The sequence below is a fragment of the Gammaproteobacteria bacterium genome, assembly GCA_013696315.1.
Lineage (GTDB): Bacteria > Pseudomonadota > Gammaproteobacteria > JACCYU01 > JACCYU01 > JACCYU01.
This window is the reverse complement of sequence record JACCYU010000078.1, coordinates 22,246-39,153: the sequence shown is the minus strand read 5'-3', so window position 1 is coordinate 39,153 and position 16,908 is coordinate 22,246. Positions and strand designations below refer to the sequence as shown.

The following is a 16,908-nucleotide window of genomic DNA, read 5'->3' as shown; positions in this document are numbered from 1 at the left end:
TACGACAGTCTGCGAGCCATCAAGGGCTCCAGCGCGCACGGGCAACCAAACATGCACAAGCTGATGCGCAGACAATTTGGATTCAGGCTGTGCTAGAGCGCCTACCTTCGCCCAGCGTAAGCATCGGCAGTCGTGGCCGTCGCATGCCGATCGAAATATGCGGCCGCCGCGCGCCGTACCGCCGCTGCTCGTTCGGGATCAGCCAGCAACGCCATGATCGTGTCAGCAAAGCGCTCATAAGCGGCTTCATCCGGCAGCACCTCATCCGGGCCAACGCCGCACGTACCGTCTACGAACTCATGATCGGCCCGCAATGGTACCGGCCATTCCGGATACGGCGCGCGATCCAACAGAGTGCATGCGCCCATCGCGAGCTGATCGATCATGCGCCACGATATGCACATATGCCGACCCGGTCGCAAAAGACCAGGCGTGACGTGGACATGGCGGTCCACAGATCATCTGCGCTTATAAAGTCGTCCGTGATCTCGACGCCGCAACGGGATAGACGATCGAAGTACTGCTGCGGAAGCTTGCGTGCGAACAACTTCGGCACCATGGCGCGCATAACAGAGCGGATCTTCAATTTAGCAACTGTCTCGAAGACCCGTACGAGATGCTCAACCGGATGCCAGAAAGTCGGTCCGCCACGTTTACCTGGCCACAATTTGGCAATCAACATCAGGTCCAATTGCTTAGGGCAGTCCCGCTGGTCGCGAGGAAGATGGTGCCGCCGTCGGCGAGTTCGAACCTGCCCTTGCGCTGCGCAGTGGCGCTGGTGAAGGCCCCCATTTCGTGTCCGAAGAGCTCGCTTTCGATCAACTCGCTGGGCAGCGCGGCGCAATTGACGATGATCAGCATTTTGTCCTTGCGCCCGCTGGCATTGTGCAGGGCCTTGGCGATCAACTCCTTACCGGTCCCCGTCTCGCCAGTCAGCAGCACTGTGGCGTCGGTATTCGCCACCACCTTGATGCTCTTGGCGATGGCGCGCATTTCGGCTGAATCGCCGATAAACTCGATTTTGCCGAGACCGATCCGCCGGCTGATCTCCTCCTGCCAGTTAAGGTGCTCCGTTTGAAGTTTGCGCAGCTCGCGTTCGGCCTTTTCGCGCTGGTTGACATCGCGCAGAAAGATCGTGCAGAGACGCCCTTCGTCCGTCGCTTCGACGGCAGAAACTGTTACCTCAATGAACGTGCCCTGCGATCCACCGGTGGGTACGCCAGCCGCGAACCTTGGCGTTCGTGTCTGAAACCTCGGCGACCAGGACACAGCGCGCCTGCGCGACAATGGCGCGCCATGCCCGAGAGAGCTCGCGACCAGCGGTCGTGACGTTATGTTCGTACATAGCGGCGGGGGCAGTCACAGCGTAGGTGTCCATTCACCAGTCTCTGCTTCGTTTACTTCTTCAGAAACCCTGATCGTTGCGGCGGCTCTTCCGGAGCATACAAGCACGGATGCCCGGGCAATATCCGCAGGAACCTAGAGGTTTCTCAAGCGTCTCTAGCGGATCAGAGCAACAACGCTGAAGCGTATTGTCACTCTTGCGCACCGGCCTGTTTGGATCGCCGTCTTTTTAGTCCATGGCTGGCGCGCTACTCCAACTACCGTACCCTCTTAGATGTCGCGCACGATTACGAGCAGCCATGGGCCGAGTTCAGATGAGCATGGCGCCGATTCGGTTCAAGCTCGCCCAGTGCCGCCACTGCGGCATAGAACCGCGCTAAATCGCCGTCACAGGCGGCCATTAATCGTTCGAAATCAGGCACCAGCTCTCGGTAGATAGCAACCGCCGCCAGCTTGGCGTTGTTGATCGGCGCGTTGAACCAGTGATCGTAGCCGTCACGACCGGTTCGGCGTTGTTGCAGGCGCACATATTGCGCGCGCAGTTGCGCGATCATCCGTCGCTTCCCTCGACGCTTGAACGCCGGCTTCGCGTCGCTCGCGTAAAGCGCGGACAGGCGCGCGCGAGCGGTTTCGATAAGATCGTAAAATACCTGTTTGTGTCGCCACGTGGTTCGATAGGCCCGCCGTTGCGCGCTCGTGCCGTGCGCCGCCAGCCAGCGATGCATGCCCGCGTGCTCGACCGTCATCGCGAAGCTTTCGTTGAACACCGCGTCACCGGCCGCATACACTTTAGCGTGCGCCAATTCGTGGAAGATGATGGCCGCGGTTTCTGTTTCGCCGCGATAAAGCATGCTGCTGAGCAGTGGATCGTCGAACCAGCCCAGGGTCGAATACGCCGCGACGCCGCCGACGTACACATCCATGCCTTCAGCCCGCAGCGCGCGCGCAAATTTTCGCGCGTCGCGCGCGGCGAAATAGCCACGATACGGCACGCAACCGGCGATGGGGAAACACCATTGCCGCGGTCGCAGCGAAAATTCCGGTGTGGCGAACAGCGACCAGACGACGTATGGACTTTCAAGCTGCACATAGCCGCGGTAACTGTCGTTGTCGGGCAGTGCGAGCACCTCGCTTGCAAAGCTGCGCATCGCCTGTGTCCGCGCCAGGCGGTTTTTTAGTTTCGCATCCGTGCCAGGGTCTTTCAGTAATGCCGCGACCGGTTCGCGGCTGGACAGCAAACGCAGCTGGCCGCCGATGGATTGCGCGTAATACGACATCGTACCGCATGCGGGGAGCGACCACGCCAGCAGTACTATCGTTAAAAATCGGCAACGATTGTGCATGGCTCAAGAAACTTAACACGTACAGCGCGATTTCCACCATCGTTATCCGGCCACGGATCAGTCGCATTCCTCAGCGGTTATGCGCTAGGCTTTTGCGCATGAAGATTTTTATGGTGGGCGGCGCCGTGCGCGACAAACTGCTGGGTCTGTCGGTCAAGGAACGCGACTGGGTGGTGGTGGGCGCGAGGCAGGAAGACCTGGAAGCGCAAGGGTACAAGGCAGTTGGCCGGGACTTTCCGGTATTTCTGCATCCGCGTACCAAAGAGGAATACGCGCTCGCCCGCACCGAGCGCAAGACCACCGCGGGCTATCGCGGATTCAGCGTTCATGCCGCACCGGACGTCAGCCTGGAACAGGATCTCCTGCGCCGCGACCTGACCATCAACGCCCTGGCCGAGGACGACACCGGCAACGTCATCGACTTCTACGGCGGTCGCGACGATCTGCGGCAGCGCGTGCTGCGCCACATTTCGCCTGCCTTCGCGGAAGATCCCGTGCGGATTTTGAGAACCGCACGTTTCGCGGCCCGCTTCAAACACCTGGGATTCAAGGTCGCCGAAGAAACCATCGCGCTCATGCGCGCGATGGTCAAGAGCGGCGAAGCGGACGCGCTGGTGCCCGAGCGCGTCTGGCAGGAGCTCGTCAAGGCGTTGGGCGAGCGCACGCCCGCCGAGTTCTTCGAGGTGCTGCGCAGGTGCGGCGCCCTGGCGGCGATATTCCCCGAACTCGACCGGTTGTTCGGCGTGCCGCAACCCGCCCGCTATCACCCGGAAATAGATACCGGCGTGCACACTTTGCTGGTATTGACCGAAGCCGCGCGGCTCACTACAGACCCGCGGACCCGATTTGCCGCGCTAACACACGATCTCGGCAAGGGTGTCACGCCGCGCGAACAATGGCCGCACCATTACCGCCACGAGCAGCGTGGCGGCGAACTGGTAGCCGCAGTGTGCGACCGGCTCAAGGCGCCAAATGAATATCGCGCGCTGGCCGGCCAGGTCGCGCGTTATCACCTGCATTGTCATCGCGCGCTGGAACTGCGAGCCGCGACGACATTGAACGTGCTCGAGCGGGTGGATGCGTTTCGTCGCCCGCAGCGTTTTGAGCAGTTTCTGTTGGCCTGCGAGGCGGACGCGCGCGGACGTGCGGGCATGCAGGATAACGACTATCCGCAGGCCGGAATCCTGCGCGCGGCGCGCGCGGCGGCCGCAGGTGTGGATGCGGGCGCACTGGCGCGCGCGGGCCTCAAGGGCGAGGCGCTGAAGCGTTCATTACGTGCGCGGCGCATCGCGGCGATCCGCGATTTGCGAAGTCCCGGTGCCAGCCACGATCAGACAAACACTGTCAGCAACACCACGCCCAGCACCACGCGATAAAACCGATCCATTCGAGCAGATTCAGGAATACGTCGTCAGAGATAGACATGAGCCGCGAAAGCTTCCGACGTTTAAGTCTACAGGCGCCCGCGGAAATCCCGCAACGAGAAGCGCATAGTCGGGGCGTAGTGTTTCCCAAGCGCCATTACCTGAAAGCGATCCCCCATCTCACCGGGCAACGTCAGTAATTTTATTTCCTGAGCCACGCGCAGATATGCCGCGGCATTATCGGCGAGTTCCAGTGTCTCCAGCAGACCGCTTCCCAGCAGGAATTGCGCCTGACTTGTGTATGCCAGCAGGTCGAGTTCCGCCGTCGCGGCCGCTTCCGCGACCACAGTGAAATCCACGTTGGCGCTGATGTCCTGCAAGCCGGGATAGAAGAAGGGATCCGCATGGGCGCGGTGGCGATAGTGGCACAGCAAGGTGCCGTCACGTCGCTGCGGATGATAGTACTCGCCGCGCGGATAACCGTAGTCGCAGATCAGAACCAGTCCGCGCGCCAGCCGTGCGCCGAGCGCGCCCACCCACGCATCGAGCGCGGGGCTGAATTCGCTGCGATAACCGTCAGGTAGCGGCCCCGGCAAGGCCGCGGTGATATTGTCAACCTGCGCCCGCGTCGGCACATCGGCGGTGCGCTCCCGAAAGTCTAGCCGGCCGACTGAATCGTACCCCACGCGCCGCTCGAAGACTGCACCGTCGCGCACCGCGAAACACATGACCGGCATAGCGTCCAGCACCTCATTGGCCAGCACCACGCCGGCAAAACCCTGGGCGGGGAGGACTTGCAGCCACTCGACTCGTTCAGTTAAGTGCGGCACAGATGCACACAACCGCTCGTGCTGGCGTTGGCGCAATTCGCCGCTCAGTTCCAGCATAAGGTAACGGCCTGGCAGCGCACCGAGACGCTCCAGATCCGCCAGCAGTTCCGCCGCAAGCGCCCCCGATCCCGGACCGAACTCCAGCAGGTCGCCGCCTTCGAGTTCCTTGAGCGCCAGCGCGCAGTGACGCGCGATTGCGCGCGCAAAAAGCGGCGAGAGCTCGGGCGCGGTGACAAAGTCGCCATCAGCGCCGAATTTGCGCGAGCCATTATGATAATAGCCAAGCCGCGGCGCGTACAACGCCATTTCCATATAGCGGTCGAAGCCGATGCTGCCACCGTCGGTTTCGATGGCGCGCCGGATCTCGTCCACCAGCGCGGCGCTCAATGCCTGCGCGTCCGGATCGGGCGCGGGCAGCGCCAGCGCATGCCGCGTCGATTCTGAATGTGGAGACGACATCAGGATGCTTCCGAACCGCCGCTCGCGTCAGGATCGCGCGATACCCGAACGACGCGCGGGATCGCGAATGACATACCGCCGGGGCCGCGCTTACTCAACGGCCTCCGCGCCAGGTTCGCGCCCGGCAGTCTGATAGTAATAATCGTAACGGCTGAGGACGTCGTTGGTAAAATCCCAGGCCTCGTTGTAGGACAGCCCACTGTTGTCGGGGATGATAACGCGCACGTACAAATCATTGCCGTAACGTGCCTTGAGTTCGTCCAGCCGGCGCATCATCTGCGAACCGCTCACGGTACTAAATGCCTGATCCGCGCTGTCTTTCAAACCGATGCGGTAGCCATCGGGTTCCTTGTCGTAACGCACTTCCACGACGTGTTTGCCGTCGGCGCTGCGCGCGGGCTGAATCAGCCGGTCGTACTTGACCCGCAAGGTGTCGAAATCGCCCCGCAATTCCGTCAGCCGCTGTTCGCTTTGCTGGCTTTGCTGCACGGCTTCCACGCGCTCCTGACGAATGTCGCGCAATTCTTGCGTGCGAGCGCCCAAGGTCATATCGAGTTCCGCGGACCGTTCCCGCGCCGCGCTCACACGGCTTTGCTGACGATCGTAGGCCGCCCGGAGTTCTAAGGTCTCGGTGCGCGCCTGCTCGACCCGGCTCTGCATGGCGCGCTCGGTCTCCGACGCCGCTTCGAGTTCCCGGGAAAGCTGCGCGATTCGCGCCTCCGCCGCGATCAGGTCAGTTTCGCCGCCTGCCAGCGAATCCCGCAACGCCGCGCGCTCGGCGCGCACTTGTTCGTTCGCCTGTTCAAGGGTGCTGACCCGTGCGGTGAAAGCCTCCAGCGACTGCGCAAGCTCCGCGATTCTCGACTCCGCGGCCTGCAACTCGGTCTGGCGCGCGGCGTATTGCGCCTGCATTTGACCGCCGCGCTGCCGTGCCTGCTCGAGCGTTGATTCCAGCGCGCCGACCTGCTGGCGGGATGACTGTAACGCTTCCTGGAGGCGGCTGGAGTCGGCGCGCTGCGCCTCGAAAGCCGTCTGCAATTCCTCGCGCCGTGCCGCGGCCTGCCGCGCCTCCTGCTCCAGCGCGCTCACCCGCTGCCGCGACGAAGCCAGATTGCCCGACAGATCCGCGGCACTTGCCCTAGAGGATTCGAGTTCCGACTCTGTCCGCGCGACCGCGCTTAACAGTTGCGCGCGCTCGGCGCGCAGCGAATCCGTTTCGTCATACGACGACAGTAAAGTCGCGGACAGTCGCTTGACCGCGGAGCGTGCAGACGACAGGCTGCTGTCGCGCTCGGCCAGTAGTTGTGCGTCGCGCTGCGCTTCACTGGCGGCGCGCTCGAGTCGCACCTTAAGATCCGCGATTTCCGCTTGCGCGCGCACGAGTTGCTGTTCCACCGCAGCCTGAGCTTGCGTTCTGTCGCGCGCCGTCTCGGCAGCCCGTTGCTCGGCCTCGATGCTGCCGCGCAGAGTCTCGACCAGTTCCCAGTTGCGCATGATCAACACCATGCTGGTCAACAGAAAGATCATGACCACCACCGTCATGATGTCGGTGAACGAGGGCCATACCGCGTTGTGTTCGGATAGCGCGTCGCCGTGCGCTACACGCAGATCGACAAAGCCCCGGCTCATTAACGCGAATCGCCGGCCGGCAGGCGGAATCCATCGCGCAGCATGCTTTTGATCGTGCGCACGTCGCCGGTCATGCCGCTCATGCGCGAGTCCAGTTCAGCCAGCATCATGCTCATGCGGTGACCGACCTGCGCGTAGTCGTTGACCGTTTCGCGCAGGCGGATACCGGCCTCGGCGTATTCGGTCTGACTGCCGCGCATGCTCTCCGCGGTCTGCCTGAGTTGATCGACCAGATGCGCGATCTCGTGCATGATCGAATCGGCGTTGCGGGAAAACCGTGGCAGCAGGTAAAGCTGGGTCACCTGCTCGACGCCGCTGATGACGTGTGTCTGCGCATCGGTCAGGCGGATATAAAAGTAACCGGTGAACACATAACAGATGATCGCGATGATGGTCGTGGCCGGCGCGACCGACATGCCGTGGATCAGCACATCCATGCTGCCTAAGTTCTGTTCCGCTTCGAGCAGATCGGCCGCACCCACAAGCGCGATCGCCAGACCAACAATGGTGCCGAATACGCCCATCAGGATCAGAATATTGTTGACAAAACGCGGGAACGACAATCGCTTGCTCTCATCGGCCAGCAGCAGCGCGGTCAGCGCGCCGTGATCGACCGGCGCGTTCTGCTTGCTGATTCTTAAAATGGCGGCATAGCGTCTATGGATGATGCTGCGCGGGTTTACGCCCGCCGTTAAATCGCGCTGCTCGTCGTCCAGCGAGCGCATGAATCTGGCCAGCGCGGCTTCCTCGCGCGAATAGTGACGCAGCCCCGCGACGATCGCGATCAGCCCCGCCAGGAACAAGGTCAGGGTCGCGCTGTTGATGATATAACCGGCGATCGTGACCTGACCGCCAATGTAAAAATCGAAGATAAACCGACGGCACAGAAACATCACCACGAGCAGCAGTATTGCCGCCACGGCCAGCCGGAACATGATCTGCCGGCTGTAATTCGCATTGAAATCTTGCATTGACCCGCCTTTGATTTATTTGTCCGCTATCAGGGTCGACCATCAGGGTCGGCAGTCAGTGTAACGCCGCGCTCCGCCAGGCATGCGTCTGTGGATGCCGCGGCGCCATTTCATGTACTATTCTCCGCCCGCCTGGGCCAGGCATAACGGCGCCTGCCTTTACGCCTGCCCCAAACGCTGGGTAGACTAAACGGATACCAAGCGGTGCGTAAGCTGTATCAGTTTATCGACACCCGAAGAGGTGGGACGACGAAAATGCCCGCCTACGCTAACATCGACGATTAGGCAGCCTGGCACCGTATGCCGCACGGCAACTCGGAACTCCAGGAAAATCCATTATTATTCTGCATATTTATCGACGCGCTGGCTAGCAAGCCAGGGCTTTTTGTATCGCGCGAACCGCGATCCGTTAAGGGCAACGACGAATATGGAATTTTTTCTCACGGAAGTTTATCGGTGGCGCATTCCCGTCGGCATTTTAATTCTGCTGTCCATCTTTCTGCTGGTCAGTATGGTCGGACGGCAGCCGCCCGGCAAATTCCGGCTATTCCTCTCGCAGGCGGGCATCGTCATCGCTCTTGTGGCGCTGCTCGCGATGGTATTTTCGGGATCGCTGCACTGGGTATTCGCCGTCATCGGCGCTCTTCTGCCCATCGTGGTCCGGCTGCTGCCCCTGTTGTGGCGCGCTGCGGTCGCGAAACCAAAAGCGCCCCCACCCGCCCGCGCCCGATCGCGCAAGTCCTCGCGCAAGCGCGCGTCAAAGGCGAAATCATCGGACGATAGCGGGGGCAATAATGGCTACACGAATGTCCAGACACGTTACCTGCGGATGTCGATAAGCGAGCAGACCGGCGAAATGCGCGGCAAAATCGTGAGCGGCGTCCACAGCGGCGGGCACTTGAGCGAACTGACGCTCAAAAAGTTGCAGGCGCTGCACGCCCAGTACACCCGCCGCGACGCCGAATCGGCGGCACTGCTGGCGGCCTACATCGAGCAGGCGCACGGCACCAGCGCCAGGCAGGAATCCGGCGAAGCCCATGCGGATAACAAGTCAGAGAGCAAATCCGATCGCACGGAAAAACAAGACCGCGCAGACTCCAGACAGAGCAAAGCCAATGGTGGAGGCATGGGCAAAGGCATGAGCCACGAGGAAGCCTACGAAATACTGGGCCTCAAGGCCGGCGCCGATGCCAAGACCGTCACCGACGCGCACCGACGCTTGATGCAGAAAATGCACCCGGATCGCGGTGGCACCAATTACCTGGCCGCCAAAATCAACCAAGCGAAAGACTTGCTGGCCGGTTAGTTCGCCGGTTAATTCCGCGCCACGGGCGCGGATCAAATCAATGCGCGGCGACATCAATGGCGTTGCTGCAACAAGTCCAAAGACGCTAGGCTTTGCGCTGCTGCGTGCCCAGCAACGCCTCGACCTCCCGTTCGGCGTTCAGCCAGTCATCCAGCGCGATGCCCGGCGAAAAACCCCGCTTTTCCGCGATGTGGTAGGCCGCCACCGCAACCATCCGCCAGCGTTCCTCGGGGTTCAAGGTCAGCGATGGCGTTTGTTTCACGGGTTTACTGCGCGCGGCGGTCTTTTTAACAGCCGGCGTTTTGGCCCTGGCCATACGTTTTTTCGGCGCCGCGGGCGGTTTGGATGTGCTCATGCGTTAGCCTCTCTAGGGTTGGTGAACAACGATAGACCGCGGTCCGTGCGCAGGCTTTGTTGTTCCAGCAATTTGGGCACTGCATCTATCGAACAATCTACCCTAACGTCATTCATACGGAGCATATAGATTGCGCAAAAGATACTCCGAACAACATATCAGTTGAGCGTCTCGAACATGCTTGAATAAGCGTGCGCGTCAAAAAATACTTCGATCGATACAATTTTGCCGTCTCTGGCCCTCATCCATTGCGCGATCCGGGTGTTGGCCAATGCATCCATGGTGGTTATCAGATTGAATATCGCGCACGCCTGGTCGCCGTCCACGAACAGCTTGCGGCGCTCGATGCGTTTAAGTACCGGACCCACGCGGTTAATGTCCGCGATAAACTCCGCAGCATTGTCGAACGTCTCGATGGGACTTGTATAAAGAAACTCGTCGGCCGACAGGCATTGTTGCGCCTGCTCGAAGTCGCGCGCCTCGATCGCATCGAGAAAGCAGTCAACCAGCTCCCGCACTGTGGATTCGTTCACCGTACTCCCGTTGCGGTGATGGCCTGTAAATGACGCATGTTAACGACGCATTGCCCGCGTGAACTCGGCGTCGATAACGACCCACTCCTGCGCATATCCGCCGACTATGCGCGTACATCCGAGATCGATCGGCTTCCCGTCCGGCCGTGCGATGTCGACCACACGCCCCGGCTGCACCGTCTCGCCCATACGCCGTTCCAGCGAAACTTCAATGGCGCGCCCGTCGTGGGTGTTGACCACCTGCCGCATCTGGCCACCTAATGAAACACAGGCCGCGTCGTTGGCCCCCACCAGCTTTATGTATTTCCGCGCCACCTCTTTGCCCGCCGCCTGCGCGGCCAACAACAGCAACACGAACGCAATCGATGCGCGCATGCTCAAACCTTTCGATAAAGTTTCGCGCCGCCGGCGATGAACTCGTCCGCCTTCTCGCGCAGGCCCGTGTCCACGGCGCTGGCAACGTCGCCCATATTATTGCGTCTGGCGTAATCGCGCACGTCCTGGGTAATCTTCATCGAACAGAAGTGCGGACCGCACATGGAACAGAAATGCGCGACCTTCGCGGAATCCTTCGGCAATGTCTCGTCGTGATACGCGCGCGCTCGCTCGGGGTCTAATCCCAGATTGAACTGATCTTCCCAGCGGAATTCGAAGCGGGCCCTGGAAAGCGCGTTGTCGCGTACCTGCGCGCCTGGAAATCCCTTGGCGAGATCGGCGGCGTGCGCGGCAATCTTGTAAGCGATAATTCCTGTCCGCACGTCGTCCTTGTCGGGCAAACCCAGATGCTCCTTGGGCGTGACATAGCACAGCATGGCGGTGCCGTACCAGCCGATCTGCGCCGCGCCGATGGCGCTGGTGATGTGATCGTAGCCCGGCGCGATGTCGGTGGTGAGCGGACCCAGCGTATAAAACGGCGCCTCGAAGCAGTCCTTGAGTTCCCGGTCCATGTTCTTCTTGATGAGCTGCATTGGGATGTGACCGGGGCCCTCGATCATGGTCTGCACGTCGTGTTTCCACGCGATCTTCGTCAACTCGCCCAGTGTTTCCAGTTCCGCGAACTGCGCCTCGTCGTTGGCGTCGGCGATGGAACCGGGACGCAGGCCATCGCCGAGGGAAAAGCTCACGTCGTAAGCTTTCATGATCCCGCAGATGTCTTCGAAGTGCGTGTAAAGAAAGCTCTCGCGATGATGCGCCAGACACCACTTGGCCATGATCGAGCCGCCGCGCGAAACGATGCCGGTCACGCGGTTCGCGGTCAGCGGCACGTGGGCTAACCGCACGCCGGCGTGAATCGTAAAATAGTCCACACCCTGCTCGGCCTGCTCGATCAAAGTATCGCGGAAGATTTCCCAGCTCAGGTCCTCAGCACGGCCATCCACCTTTTCCAGCGCCTGATAAATGGGCACGGTGCCGGTCGGCACCGGTGAGTTGCGCAAAATCCATTCGCGCGTCTCGTGGATGTGCTTGCCGGTGGAGAGGTCCATCACCGTGTCCGCGCCTAAGCGGATACCCCACACCATTTTTTCGACCTCTTCGGCGATGCCGGACGTCACCGCCGAGTTGCCCAGATTGCAGTTGATCTTAACGCGGAAATTGCGGCCGATGATCATCGGCTCGGACTCGGGATGATTGATGTTGGCCGGGATGATCGCGCGACCGCGAGCCACCTCTGCGCGGACAAATTCCGCTGTCACGGTAGCGGGAATGGCCGCACCGAATCGATTGCCACGATGCTGCCGCAGATAACCGGCGCGCTGGTAAGCCTCGCGCAATTCCTCAAGCCGGCAATTCTCGCGGATTGCGACGAACTCCATCTCCGGTGTGACCACACCTTTACGCGCGTAGTGCATCTGCGTGACGTTGGCGCCCGGCATGCCGCGACGGGGTTTATGGATCTGCTTGAATCGCAGGCGCGCGAGTTCGGGATCGACCTGGCGGGCGCGGCCATACGAAGAACTGGGACTGCTCAAGGTTTGTGTGTCGTCGCGCGCGTCAATCCATGCCGCGCGCGGCGCGGGCAGGCCAGCGAGCAGGTCAACAGCGACATCGGGATCGGTGTATGGGCCGGACGTGTCGTAAACAGTCACGGGCGGATTGTGCTGCACGCCGAAACTGGCCGGCGTATCAGCCTGTCGGATCTCGCGCATCGGCACGCGCATGTCGGCACGCGAACCCCGCACGTAAATCCGGTGTGACCCGGACAGCGGCCGCGTGACCTCCGCGGAAAGGTCCGCTGTGGACAAACGCGCGGTGACGTGGACCAATTCTTGCGAGATAGCGCTCATGTCATCTCCTGCCGTTAACATAAGCGGAGAATACAGGCTGTGAAGGCGCCCATTTTTATTCGCGAGCATTTTTCACGAGCCTTCCCTCCGCCGGTACAATCCGGTTCAGGTTCCAAGGGTATCTCTCAGCCCATTACCGGGCACCCCTAGTCTCGATGCGGCTGAAGTTATAGAAAATTTCCGCGCTTTGCAACCACGCGCGGCGCCGGCGGCAGGCGGGCCGCGCCCGCGGACTTGTCTGCGGCGGCCGGTGTCCGTAATCTTAGCGACCCTAGCTACGATAACTTAGAACACGCATGAATCTCGTACAGGCCCGCGACAACATGATCGAACAGCAGCTTCGCGCGTGGGAGGTGCTGGACGAGGATGTGCTGAATGCGCTTACCTCGGTGCCGCGCGAACGCTTCGTGCCGGCACGTTATAAAAATCTCGCGTTCGCTGATTTCGGCATCCCGCTGACACATGGGCAGACCATGATGGCGCCGAAAGTCGAGGGTCGCATGCTGCAGGCGCTGGGTATCCGCTTCGGCGATCGCATCCTGGAGATCGGCACCGGCACCGGTTTTGTCACGGCATGTCTGGCGAGGCTGGGCGGCCAGGTCGAGAGCGTGGATTTCTTCGATGACCTGATCGAGGATGCCAAAATGCAACTGGCCGCGCTGGAAATTCGTAATGTCAATGTGGGCGTCGGCGACGCGGCCAGCGGCTGGCTTTCTGATGAACGTTACGATGTCATCGCGGTCACCGGCTCGGTGCCGGAATATCGGCCCGTCTTCGAACAACAGCTTGCCATCGGCGGGCGCCTGTTCGTCATCGTCGGCGAGCGGCCGGTCATGTCCGCGATGCGGGTGACGCGCACAGGCGAGCATGAGTTCTCACGAAAAAAACTGTTTGAAACCGAGCTACCCGCGCTATTGAACACGTCCAGGAAATCCCCTTTCATATTCTGATATGGCACACTCTGATAGGGCACGCTCTGGTGTGGCGATAGCGGCAGGCGACAGTCGATGTTGAATGAGGGGAACTTTGAAACATGATGCGTACAAGAATGCGGTTGCTGGCGTGTGTGGCCGGCGTAGCGGTGCTCGCGGCCGCGCCCGCGCAGGCTGAAGACCTGCTGGATATTTACCAGTTGGCCGCGCGGGAGGATGCGCAACTGCAGGCCGCGCAGGCGGACTTCCAGGCGACCGGGGAGTTTCGCCCGCAGGCGTGGTCAGCGCTGCTGCCGCAAGTCAATTTGAGCGGCCAGTATATCTGGCAGACACTCGATTCCACACGCACCCAGGACGGCTTGGTGAACACTCAGTCCGGCGGTTTCGATACCGATGGCTACACCCTGCGGCTGGATCAGGTGATTTACGATCATTCGCTCATCGTGCAGTTATGGCAGGCGGATTCCAGCATCGCGCAGGCGCAGGCCGAGCTGGATGCGATCGCGCAGGCACTGGTGCTGCGCGTAAGCGAGGCTTATTTCAACGTGCTGGCGGCACGGGACGGGCTCCAGTTTGCGGTCTCCGAGAAAAAGGCCATCGGCCGCCAGCTGGAGCAGGCACGAAAGCGCTTTGAGGTCGGCATGATCGCCATCACCGATGTGAAGGAAGCACGGGCAGCGTACGATCTGGCCGTCGCGCAGCAGGTCAGCGCGCAAAACCAGCTGGCCGTCACCCGCGAAGCGCTGCAGGTAATCACCGGTCAGTTGCCCGGACGTCTGCGCGACTTGCAGAATCGCATCCCGCTGCTGACACCCGACCCGGCGGATGTCGATCAGTGGGTGCGAACGGCCAACGAGCAGAACCTGCAGCTGATCGCCGCCCAGTTCGCCACCGAGACCGCCTCGCTGGAAGTGGACAGGCGCCGGGCCGGACACTACCCGACCTTAGGATTGTTCGCACAAAAAGCCGAGAACGATTCCGGTGGCGGGGTGTTCGGCGCCACTGAGACGGATGACCAGTCGGTCGGCCTGGAACTCAATATCCCGATCTTCTCCGGCGGGTTCGTCACCTCCAGCACGCGCGAAGCCAGTTACCTCTTCGAGCAATCACAGGATCTGCAGGAGTTGCAGCGCCGCGAGGCAATACGCCAGACGCGCGCCTCCTATCTGAACGTGATCGCGGGCATCAGCCGGGTCAAGGCACTCAGGCAGGCGCTGGCATCGAACCGCGCGGCCGCGGCCGCGGCGCGGGCCGGATTCAGAGTCGGTACGCGCACCTCGGTGGACGTGCTGTTAGCGCTGCGCGAGACCTTTCGTACCCAGCGCGACCTGTCCCGCGCCCGCTACAACTACCTGCTGAATACCTTGCGACTCAAACAGGCGGCTGGCACCCTGGGCGGAAATGACCTCGTCAGCCTCAATGACTGGCTGTACTAAGCCCCCAAGCGGGTATGATGGAGCATTCGTGAGCATCTTGTGGTAATCCAGCCCGTGTAATCAAGCCTATCGTGATCCACCCTGTCGGGTTCAACCTGCTGTGATCACCGTGCTGTGATCAAGGAGTTGCTGCCCTACCGCGCGGCGCTTCTCGTCGCCTCGCCGCTTTTCATCGGCTATACGCTGTGGCGCGCGGCGCGCGATGGCGGCGCGGATTACCTATGGCAACGACTCGGCCGCCACCTGCCCGACATGACGCAGCCGGTGTGGATGCATTGCGCCTCGGTCGGCGAAGTGAACGCCGCATTGCCGCTGCTTAACGCCCTGCGCGCCCGTTATCCCGAAACGCCGCTACTCGTTACCACCAACACACCCACCGGGCGCGCGGTTGCATTGCAGGAAATGGGGGCGGACATAACGCACGCCTATCTGCCGCTGGACTTCAATTTCAGCGTCGCGCGTTTCTTGAGGACAGTGCGGCCGCGCTGTCTGGTGGTGATGGAGACGGAGTTGTGGCCCAATCTATATCAGCAGTGCGCGACCCTCGATATCCCGTTGATCCTGATCAACGCGCGACTTTCCGAGCGTACCTTGAGGGCGCCGGCGCCACTGCGGCGAGCCTACGCCCACGCGCTCGGCCAGGTCGCTGCGATTCTCGCCCGGAGCGATGCGGATGCGAGTAAATTCCGTCGGCTGGGCACGCCAGTGGGCCGGCTGGTCATTGTCGGCAACATCAAATTCGCCGCGACCGGACCGACGCCGGCCCAGTCCGGTCAGGCCTTGTCCGCGCACGACCCGGTCGGCCGGCCCTACTGGCTTGCGGCTTCCACGCATCCGCATGAGGAATTGCATCTGGCGCGCATCTGGCGGCGCCTGCCCGCCACCAGCGAACTGCTCGTGATCGCGCCGCGCCATCCGGAACGCCGCCACGCGATCCTCAAGGAACTCGCGCCACTGGGTTTCGAGATCGCAGTGCGCGGCCGCGGCGATGCGGTGAAGCCGACGACCCGTATCTACCTAGCCGACACCCTGGGCGAATTGCAGTCGTTGATGACGCACGCCGCGTTCGTATTCATGGGCGGGTCGCTGATTCCGCGCGGCGGCCATAATATTCTCGAGCCGGCGCGTCTTGCCAAGGCGGTGCTGGTTGGCCGGCACATGGACAATTTCGCCGAGGAAACGCGCAGCCTGCTGGCGGCGGAAGGTCTGCTGATGGCGCAGGACGACCGCGAGCTCGGCTTCGCGCTTGAACGCCTGCTCACCGACGCGGAATTGCGTAAAGCGCTGGGCCAGCGCGCGGCCGCTTTCATGCGTGGGCACGAGCATGTGTTGCAGGCGTATCTCGAACGGCTGGAACCGCTGTGCCGCCTGCGCTACCCATCAGCTCAGGCCGCCGATACGTAGCCTGTATGCAAGGCGTCGAAATCGGACTCGCTGAAGTGCAATCCGGCGTTGAGATATTTGAGCTTGCGCAGCGAGCGATGCAGACGCGCAAGATTGGCGCGCCGCCAGCGCGCGGCCGGCGACCTGACCCTGGCGCGGTCGAAATCGATGAGGGTCACGGCGCCGCCCGAGTTCAGCAGAACGTTGTGCGCGTTGAGATCGGCGTGCCACACGCGCGCAGCGTGAAACGTCGCGATCACGCGCCCGATTTCACCCCACGTTTCCGCGGCCAGCGGCGCGCGCGCCAGCAGTTCGGACAGCGGCGTGGCGTTCATCAGTCGATAGGTAATCAGGTCGGCTCGGTAGAACGCGCCCGCGATGACCACGCGCGCGGCGCATGGCCGTGGCGCCGGCAGGTTGCGTCGCGCCAGCGCGGCCAGCAGGCGCCACTCGCGCCAGGCACGGGTTCGATGCAGGCCGGTGTAAATATAGCGATCATCAAGCAGCGCCGCGACTATGCCTCCGCGTCGATAATGCCGCAATACGTATTCCGCGGCTTCCTGACGAAAAAACAGCGCGCTGCCGCGCCCCCCCGCGCTGCCGATGACTTTTCCACGCGCGGTCAGCGCGGCGGGATCGAACCACGCGCGGTCGAGGATTTCGGCAGCTTCGGCGTCATACAGCATATATTCTCCGCCGGAGCTTGAGATAGCCTCACGCATTGCCTCAATGACACGC

At 61.8% G+C, this 16,908-nt stretch carries 17 protein-coding genes and 1 riboswitch; of the genes, 5 read left to right on the top strand and 12 right to left on the bottom strand.

Features of this window, described 5'->3' with window-relative positions; translation table 11 throughout:
• Window positions 1-101: 101 nt before the first annotated feature.
• The 4 genes from H0V34_04365 to H0V34_04350 form a co-directional block, all read right to left on the bottom strand.
• Window positions 102-386 (bottom strand): hypothetical protein, encoded by a 285-nt coding sequence (locus tag H0V34_04365; GenBank protein ID MBA2490956.1) that lies wholly within the window; start codon window positions 384-386, stop codon window positions 102-104.
• Window positions 383-682, bottom strand: coding sequence for a hypothetical protein (locus tag H0V34_04360; protein MBA2490955.1), 300 nt, complete (start codon window positions 680-682; stop codon window positions 383-385). The genes H0V34_04365 and H0V34_04360 overlap by 4 nt, the downstream gene beginning before the upstream one ends.
• Window positions 682-993: a sigma 54-interacting transcriptional regulator gene (locus H0V34_04355; GenBank protein ID MBA2490954.1), complete on the bottom strand. Its 312-nt coding sequence runs from the start codon at window positions 991-993 to the stop codon at window positions 682-684. Before H0V34_04355 ends, H0V34_04360 begins: the two co-directional genes overlap by 1 nt.
• Before the next feature lie 638 nt (window positions 994-1,631).
• Entirely contained in the window at window positions 1,632-2,621 is a 990-nt protein-coding gene (locus tag H0V34_04350; protein ID MBA2490953.1) for an aminopeptidase, read from the bottom strand.
• Between the two features lie 164 nt (window positions 2,622-2,785).
• Here H0V34_04350 and H0V34_04345 point away from each other — a divergent pair, with 164 nt between their 5' ends.
• Complete coding sequence (locus H0V34_04345) at window positions 2,786-4,063, top strand: multifunctional CCA addition/repair protein (protein MBA2490952.1); 1,278 nt, start codon at window positions 2,786-2,788, stop codon at window positions 4,061-4,063.
• Window positions 4,064-4,140: 77 nt separating this feature from the next.
• On the opposite strand, the gene H0V34_04340 is transcribed toward H0V34_04345, so the two are convergent.
• The 3 genes from H0V34_04340 to H0V34_04330 form a co-directional block, all read right to left on the bottom strand.
• On the bottom strand, window positions 4,141-5,340 hold the full coding sequence (locus tag H0V34_04340; GenBank protein MBA2490951.1) for an SAM-dependent methyltransferase: 1,200 nt from the start codon (window positions 5,338-5,340) through the stop codon (window positions 4,141-4,143).
• 90 nt (window positions 5,341-5,430) lie between these two features.
• Window positions 5,431-6,969, bottom strand: a complete 1,539-nt coding sequence (locus H0V34_04335; protein MBA2490950.1) for a hypothetical protein — start codon at window positions 6,967-6,969, stop codon at window positions 5,431-5,433.
• On the bottom strand, window positions 6,969-7,940 hold the full coding sequence (locus tag H0V34_04330; GenBank protein MBA2490949.1) for a hypothetical protein: 972 nt from the start codon (window positions 7,938-7,940) through the stop codon (window positions 6,969-6,971). Before H0V34_04330 ends, H0V34_04335 begins: the two co-directional genes overlap by 1 nt.
• A gap of 427 nt (window positions 7,941-8,367) precedes the next feature.
• On the opposite strand from H0V34_04330, the gene H0V34_04325 reads away from it, so the two are divergent.
• The gene (locus H0V34_04325; protein MBA2490948.1) at window positions 8,368-9,246 is read left to right on the top strand and encodes a DnaJ domain-containing protein; all 879 of its coding nucleotides are present in this window, start codon (window positions 8,368-8,370) and stop codon (window positions 9,244-9,246) included.
• Window positions 9,247-9,331: 85 nt separating this feature from the next.
• On the opposite strand, the gene H0V34_04320 is transcribed toward H0V34_04325, so the two are convergent.
• The 4 genes from H0V34_04320 to thiC all read right to left on the bottom strand — a co-directional run bounded on the left by H0V34_04320 (window position 9,332) and on the right by thiC (window position 12,419).
• Window positions 9,332-9,601, bottom strand: a complete 270-nt coding sequence (locus tag H0V34_04320) for a DUF2934 domain-containing protein (protein ID MBA2490947.1) — start codon at window positions 9,599-9,601, stop codon at window positions 9,332-9,334.
• Window positions 9,602-9,759: 158 nt separating this feature from the next.
• Window positions 9,760-10,134 (bottom strand): nuclear transport factor 2 family protein, encoded by a 375-nt coding sequence (locus tag H0V34_04315; protein ID MBA2490946.1) that lies wholly within the window; start codon window positions 10,132-10,134, stop codon window positions 9,760-9,762.
• A gap of 39 nt (window positions 10,135-10,173) precedes the next feature.
• Window positions 10,174-10,509, bottom strand: a complete 336-nt coding sequence (locus tag H0V34_04310) for a hypothetical protein (GenBank protein ID MBA2490945.1) — start codon at window positions 10,507-10,509, stop codon at window positions 10,174-10,176.
• Window positions 10,510-10,511: 2 nt separating this feature from the next.
• Entirely contained in the window at window positions 10,512-12,419 is a 1,908-nt protein-coding gene (thiC, locus tag H0V34_04305; protein ID MBA2490944.1) for a phosphomethylpyrimidine synthase ThiC, read from the bottom strand.
• A 65-nt stretch (window positions 12,420-12,484) separates the two neighbouring features.
• Window positions 12,485-12,577: riboswitch (TPP riboswitch) on the bottom strand.
• A gap of 138 nt (window positions 12,578-12,715) precedes the next feature.
• On the opposite strand from thiC, the gene H0V34_04300 reads away from it, so the two are divergent.
• The 3 genes from H0V34_04300 to H0V34_04290 all read left to right on the top strand — a co-directional run bounded on the left by H0V34_04300 (window position 12,716) and on the right by H0V34_04290 (window position 16,191).
• The gene (locus H0V34_04300; GenBank protein MBA2490943.1) at window positions 12,716-13,369 is read left to right on the top strand and encodes a protein-L-isoaspartate O-methyltransferase; all 654 of its coding nucleotides are present in this window, start codon (window positions 12,716-12,718) and stop codon (window positions 13,367-13,369) included.
• Between the two features lie 86 nt (window positions 13,370-13,455).
• Window positions 13,456-14,787 (top strand): TolC family outer membrane protein, encoded by a 1,332-nt coding sequence (locus H0V34_04295; GenBank protein ID MBA2490942.1) that lies wholly within the window; start codon window positions 13,456-13,458, stop codon window positions 14,785-14,787.
• Window positions 14,788-14,901: 114 nt separating this feature from the next.
• Window positions 14,902-16,191 (top strand): 3-deoxy-D-manno-octulosonic acid transferase, encoded by a 1,290-nt coding sequence (locus H0V34_04290; protein MBA2490941.1) that lies wholly within the window; start codon window positions 14,902-14,904, stop codon window positions 16,189-16,191.
• On the opposite strand, the gene H0V34_04285 is transcribed toward H0V34_04290, so the two are convergent.
• The gene (locus tag H0V34_04285) at window positions 16,173-16,892 is read right to left on the bottom strand and encodes a 3-deoxy-D-manno-octulosonic acid kinase (protein MBA2490940.1); all 720 of its coding nucleotides are present in this window, start codon (window positions 16,890-16,892) and stop codon (window positions 16,173-16,175) included. The two genes, H0V34_04290 and H0V34_04285, sit on opposite strands and share 19 nt — an antisense overlap.
• Window positions 16,893-16,908 lie beyond the last annotated feature (16 nt).

What these genes read in the sequence shown, in the direction of transcription:
- H0V34_04365 (MBA2490956.1), bottom strand. Translation starts at nt 386, where the DNA reads ATGATCGATCAGCTCGCGATGGGCGCATGCACTCTGTTGGATCGCGCG.
- H0V34_04360 (MBA2490955.1), bottom strand. Translation starts at nt 682, where the DNA reads ATGTTGATTGCCAAATTGTGGCCAGGTAAACGTGGCGGACCGACTTTC.
- H0V34_04355 (MBA2490954.1), bottom strand. Translation starts at nt 993, where the DNA reads ATGCGCGCCATCGCCAAGAGCATCAAGGTGGTGGCGAATACCGACGCC.
- H0V34_04350 (MBA2490953.1), bottom strand. Translation starts at nt 2,621, where the DNA reads ATGTCGTATTACGCGCAATCCATCGGCGGCCAGCTGCGTTTGCTGTCC.
- H0V34_04345 (MBA2490952.1), top strand. Translation starts at nt 2,786, where the DNA reads ATGAAGATTTTTATGGTGGGCGGCGCCGTGCGCGACAAACTGCTGGGT.
- H0V34_04340 (MBA2490951.1), bottom strand. Translation starts at nt 5,340, where the DNA reads ATGTCGTCTCCACATTCAGAATCGACGCGGCATGCGCTGGCGCTGCCC.
- H0V34_04335 (MBA2490950.1), bottom strand. Translation starts at nt 6,969, where the DNA reads ATGAGCCGGGGCTTTGTCGATCTGCGTGTAGCGCACGGCGACGCGCTA.
- H0V34_04330 (MBA2490949.1), bottom strand. Translation starts at nt 7,940, where the DNA reads ATGCAAGATTTCAATGCGAATTACAGCCGGCAGATCATGTTCCGGCTG.
- H0V34_04325 (MBA2490948.1), top strand. Translation starts at nt 8,368, where the DNA reads ATGGAATTTTTTCTCACGGAAGTTTATCGGTGGCGCATTCCCGTCGGC.
- H0V34_04320 (MBA2490947.1), bottom strand. Translation starts at nt 9,601, where the DNA reads ATGAGCACATCCAAACCGCCCGCGGCGCCGAAAAAACGTATGGCCAGG.
- H0V34_04310 (MBA2490945.1), bottom strand. Translation starts at nt 10,509, where the DNA reads ATGCGCGCATCGATTGCGTTCGTGTTGCTGTTGTTGGCCGCGCAGGCG.
- thiC (MBA2490944.1), bottom strand. Translation starts at nt 12,419, where the DNA reads ATGAGCGCTATCTCGCAAGAATTGGTCCACGTCACCGCGCGTTTGTCC.
- H0V34_04300 (MBA2490943.1), top strand. Translation starts at nt 12,716, where the DNA reads ATGAATCTCGTACAGGCCCGCGACAACATGATCGAACAGCAGCTTCGC.
- H0V34_04295 (MBA2490942.1), top strand. Translation starts at nt 13,456, where the DNA reads ATGCGTACAAGAATGCGGTTGCTGGCGTGTGTGGCCGGCGTAGCGGTG.
- H0V34_04285 (MBA2490940.1), bottom strand. Translation starts at nt 16,892, where the DNA reads ATGCGTGAGGCTATCTCAAGCTCCGGCGGAGAATATATGCTGTATGAC.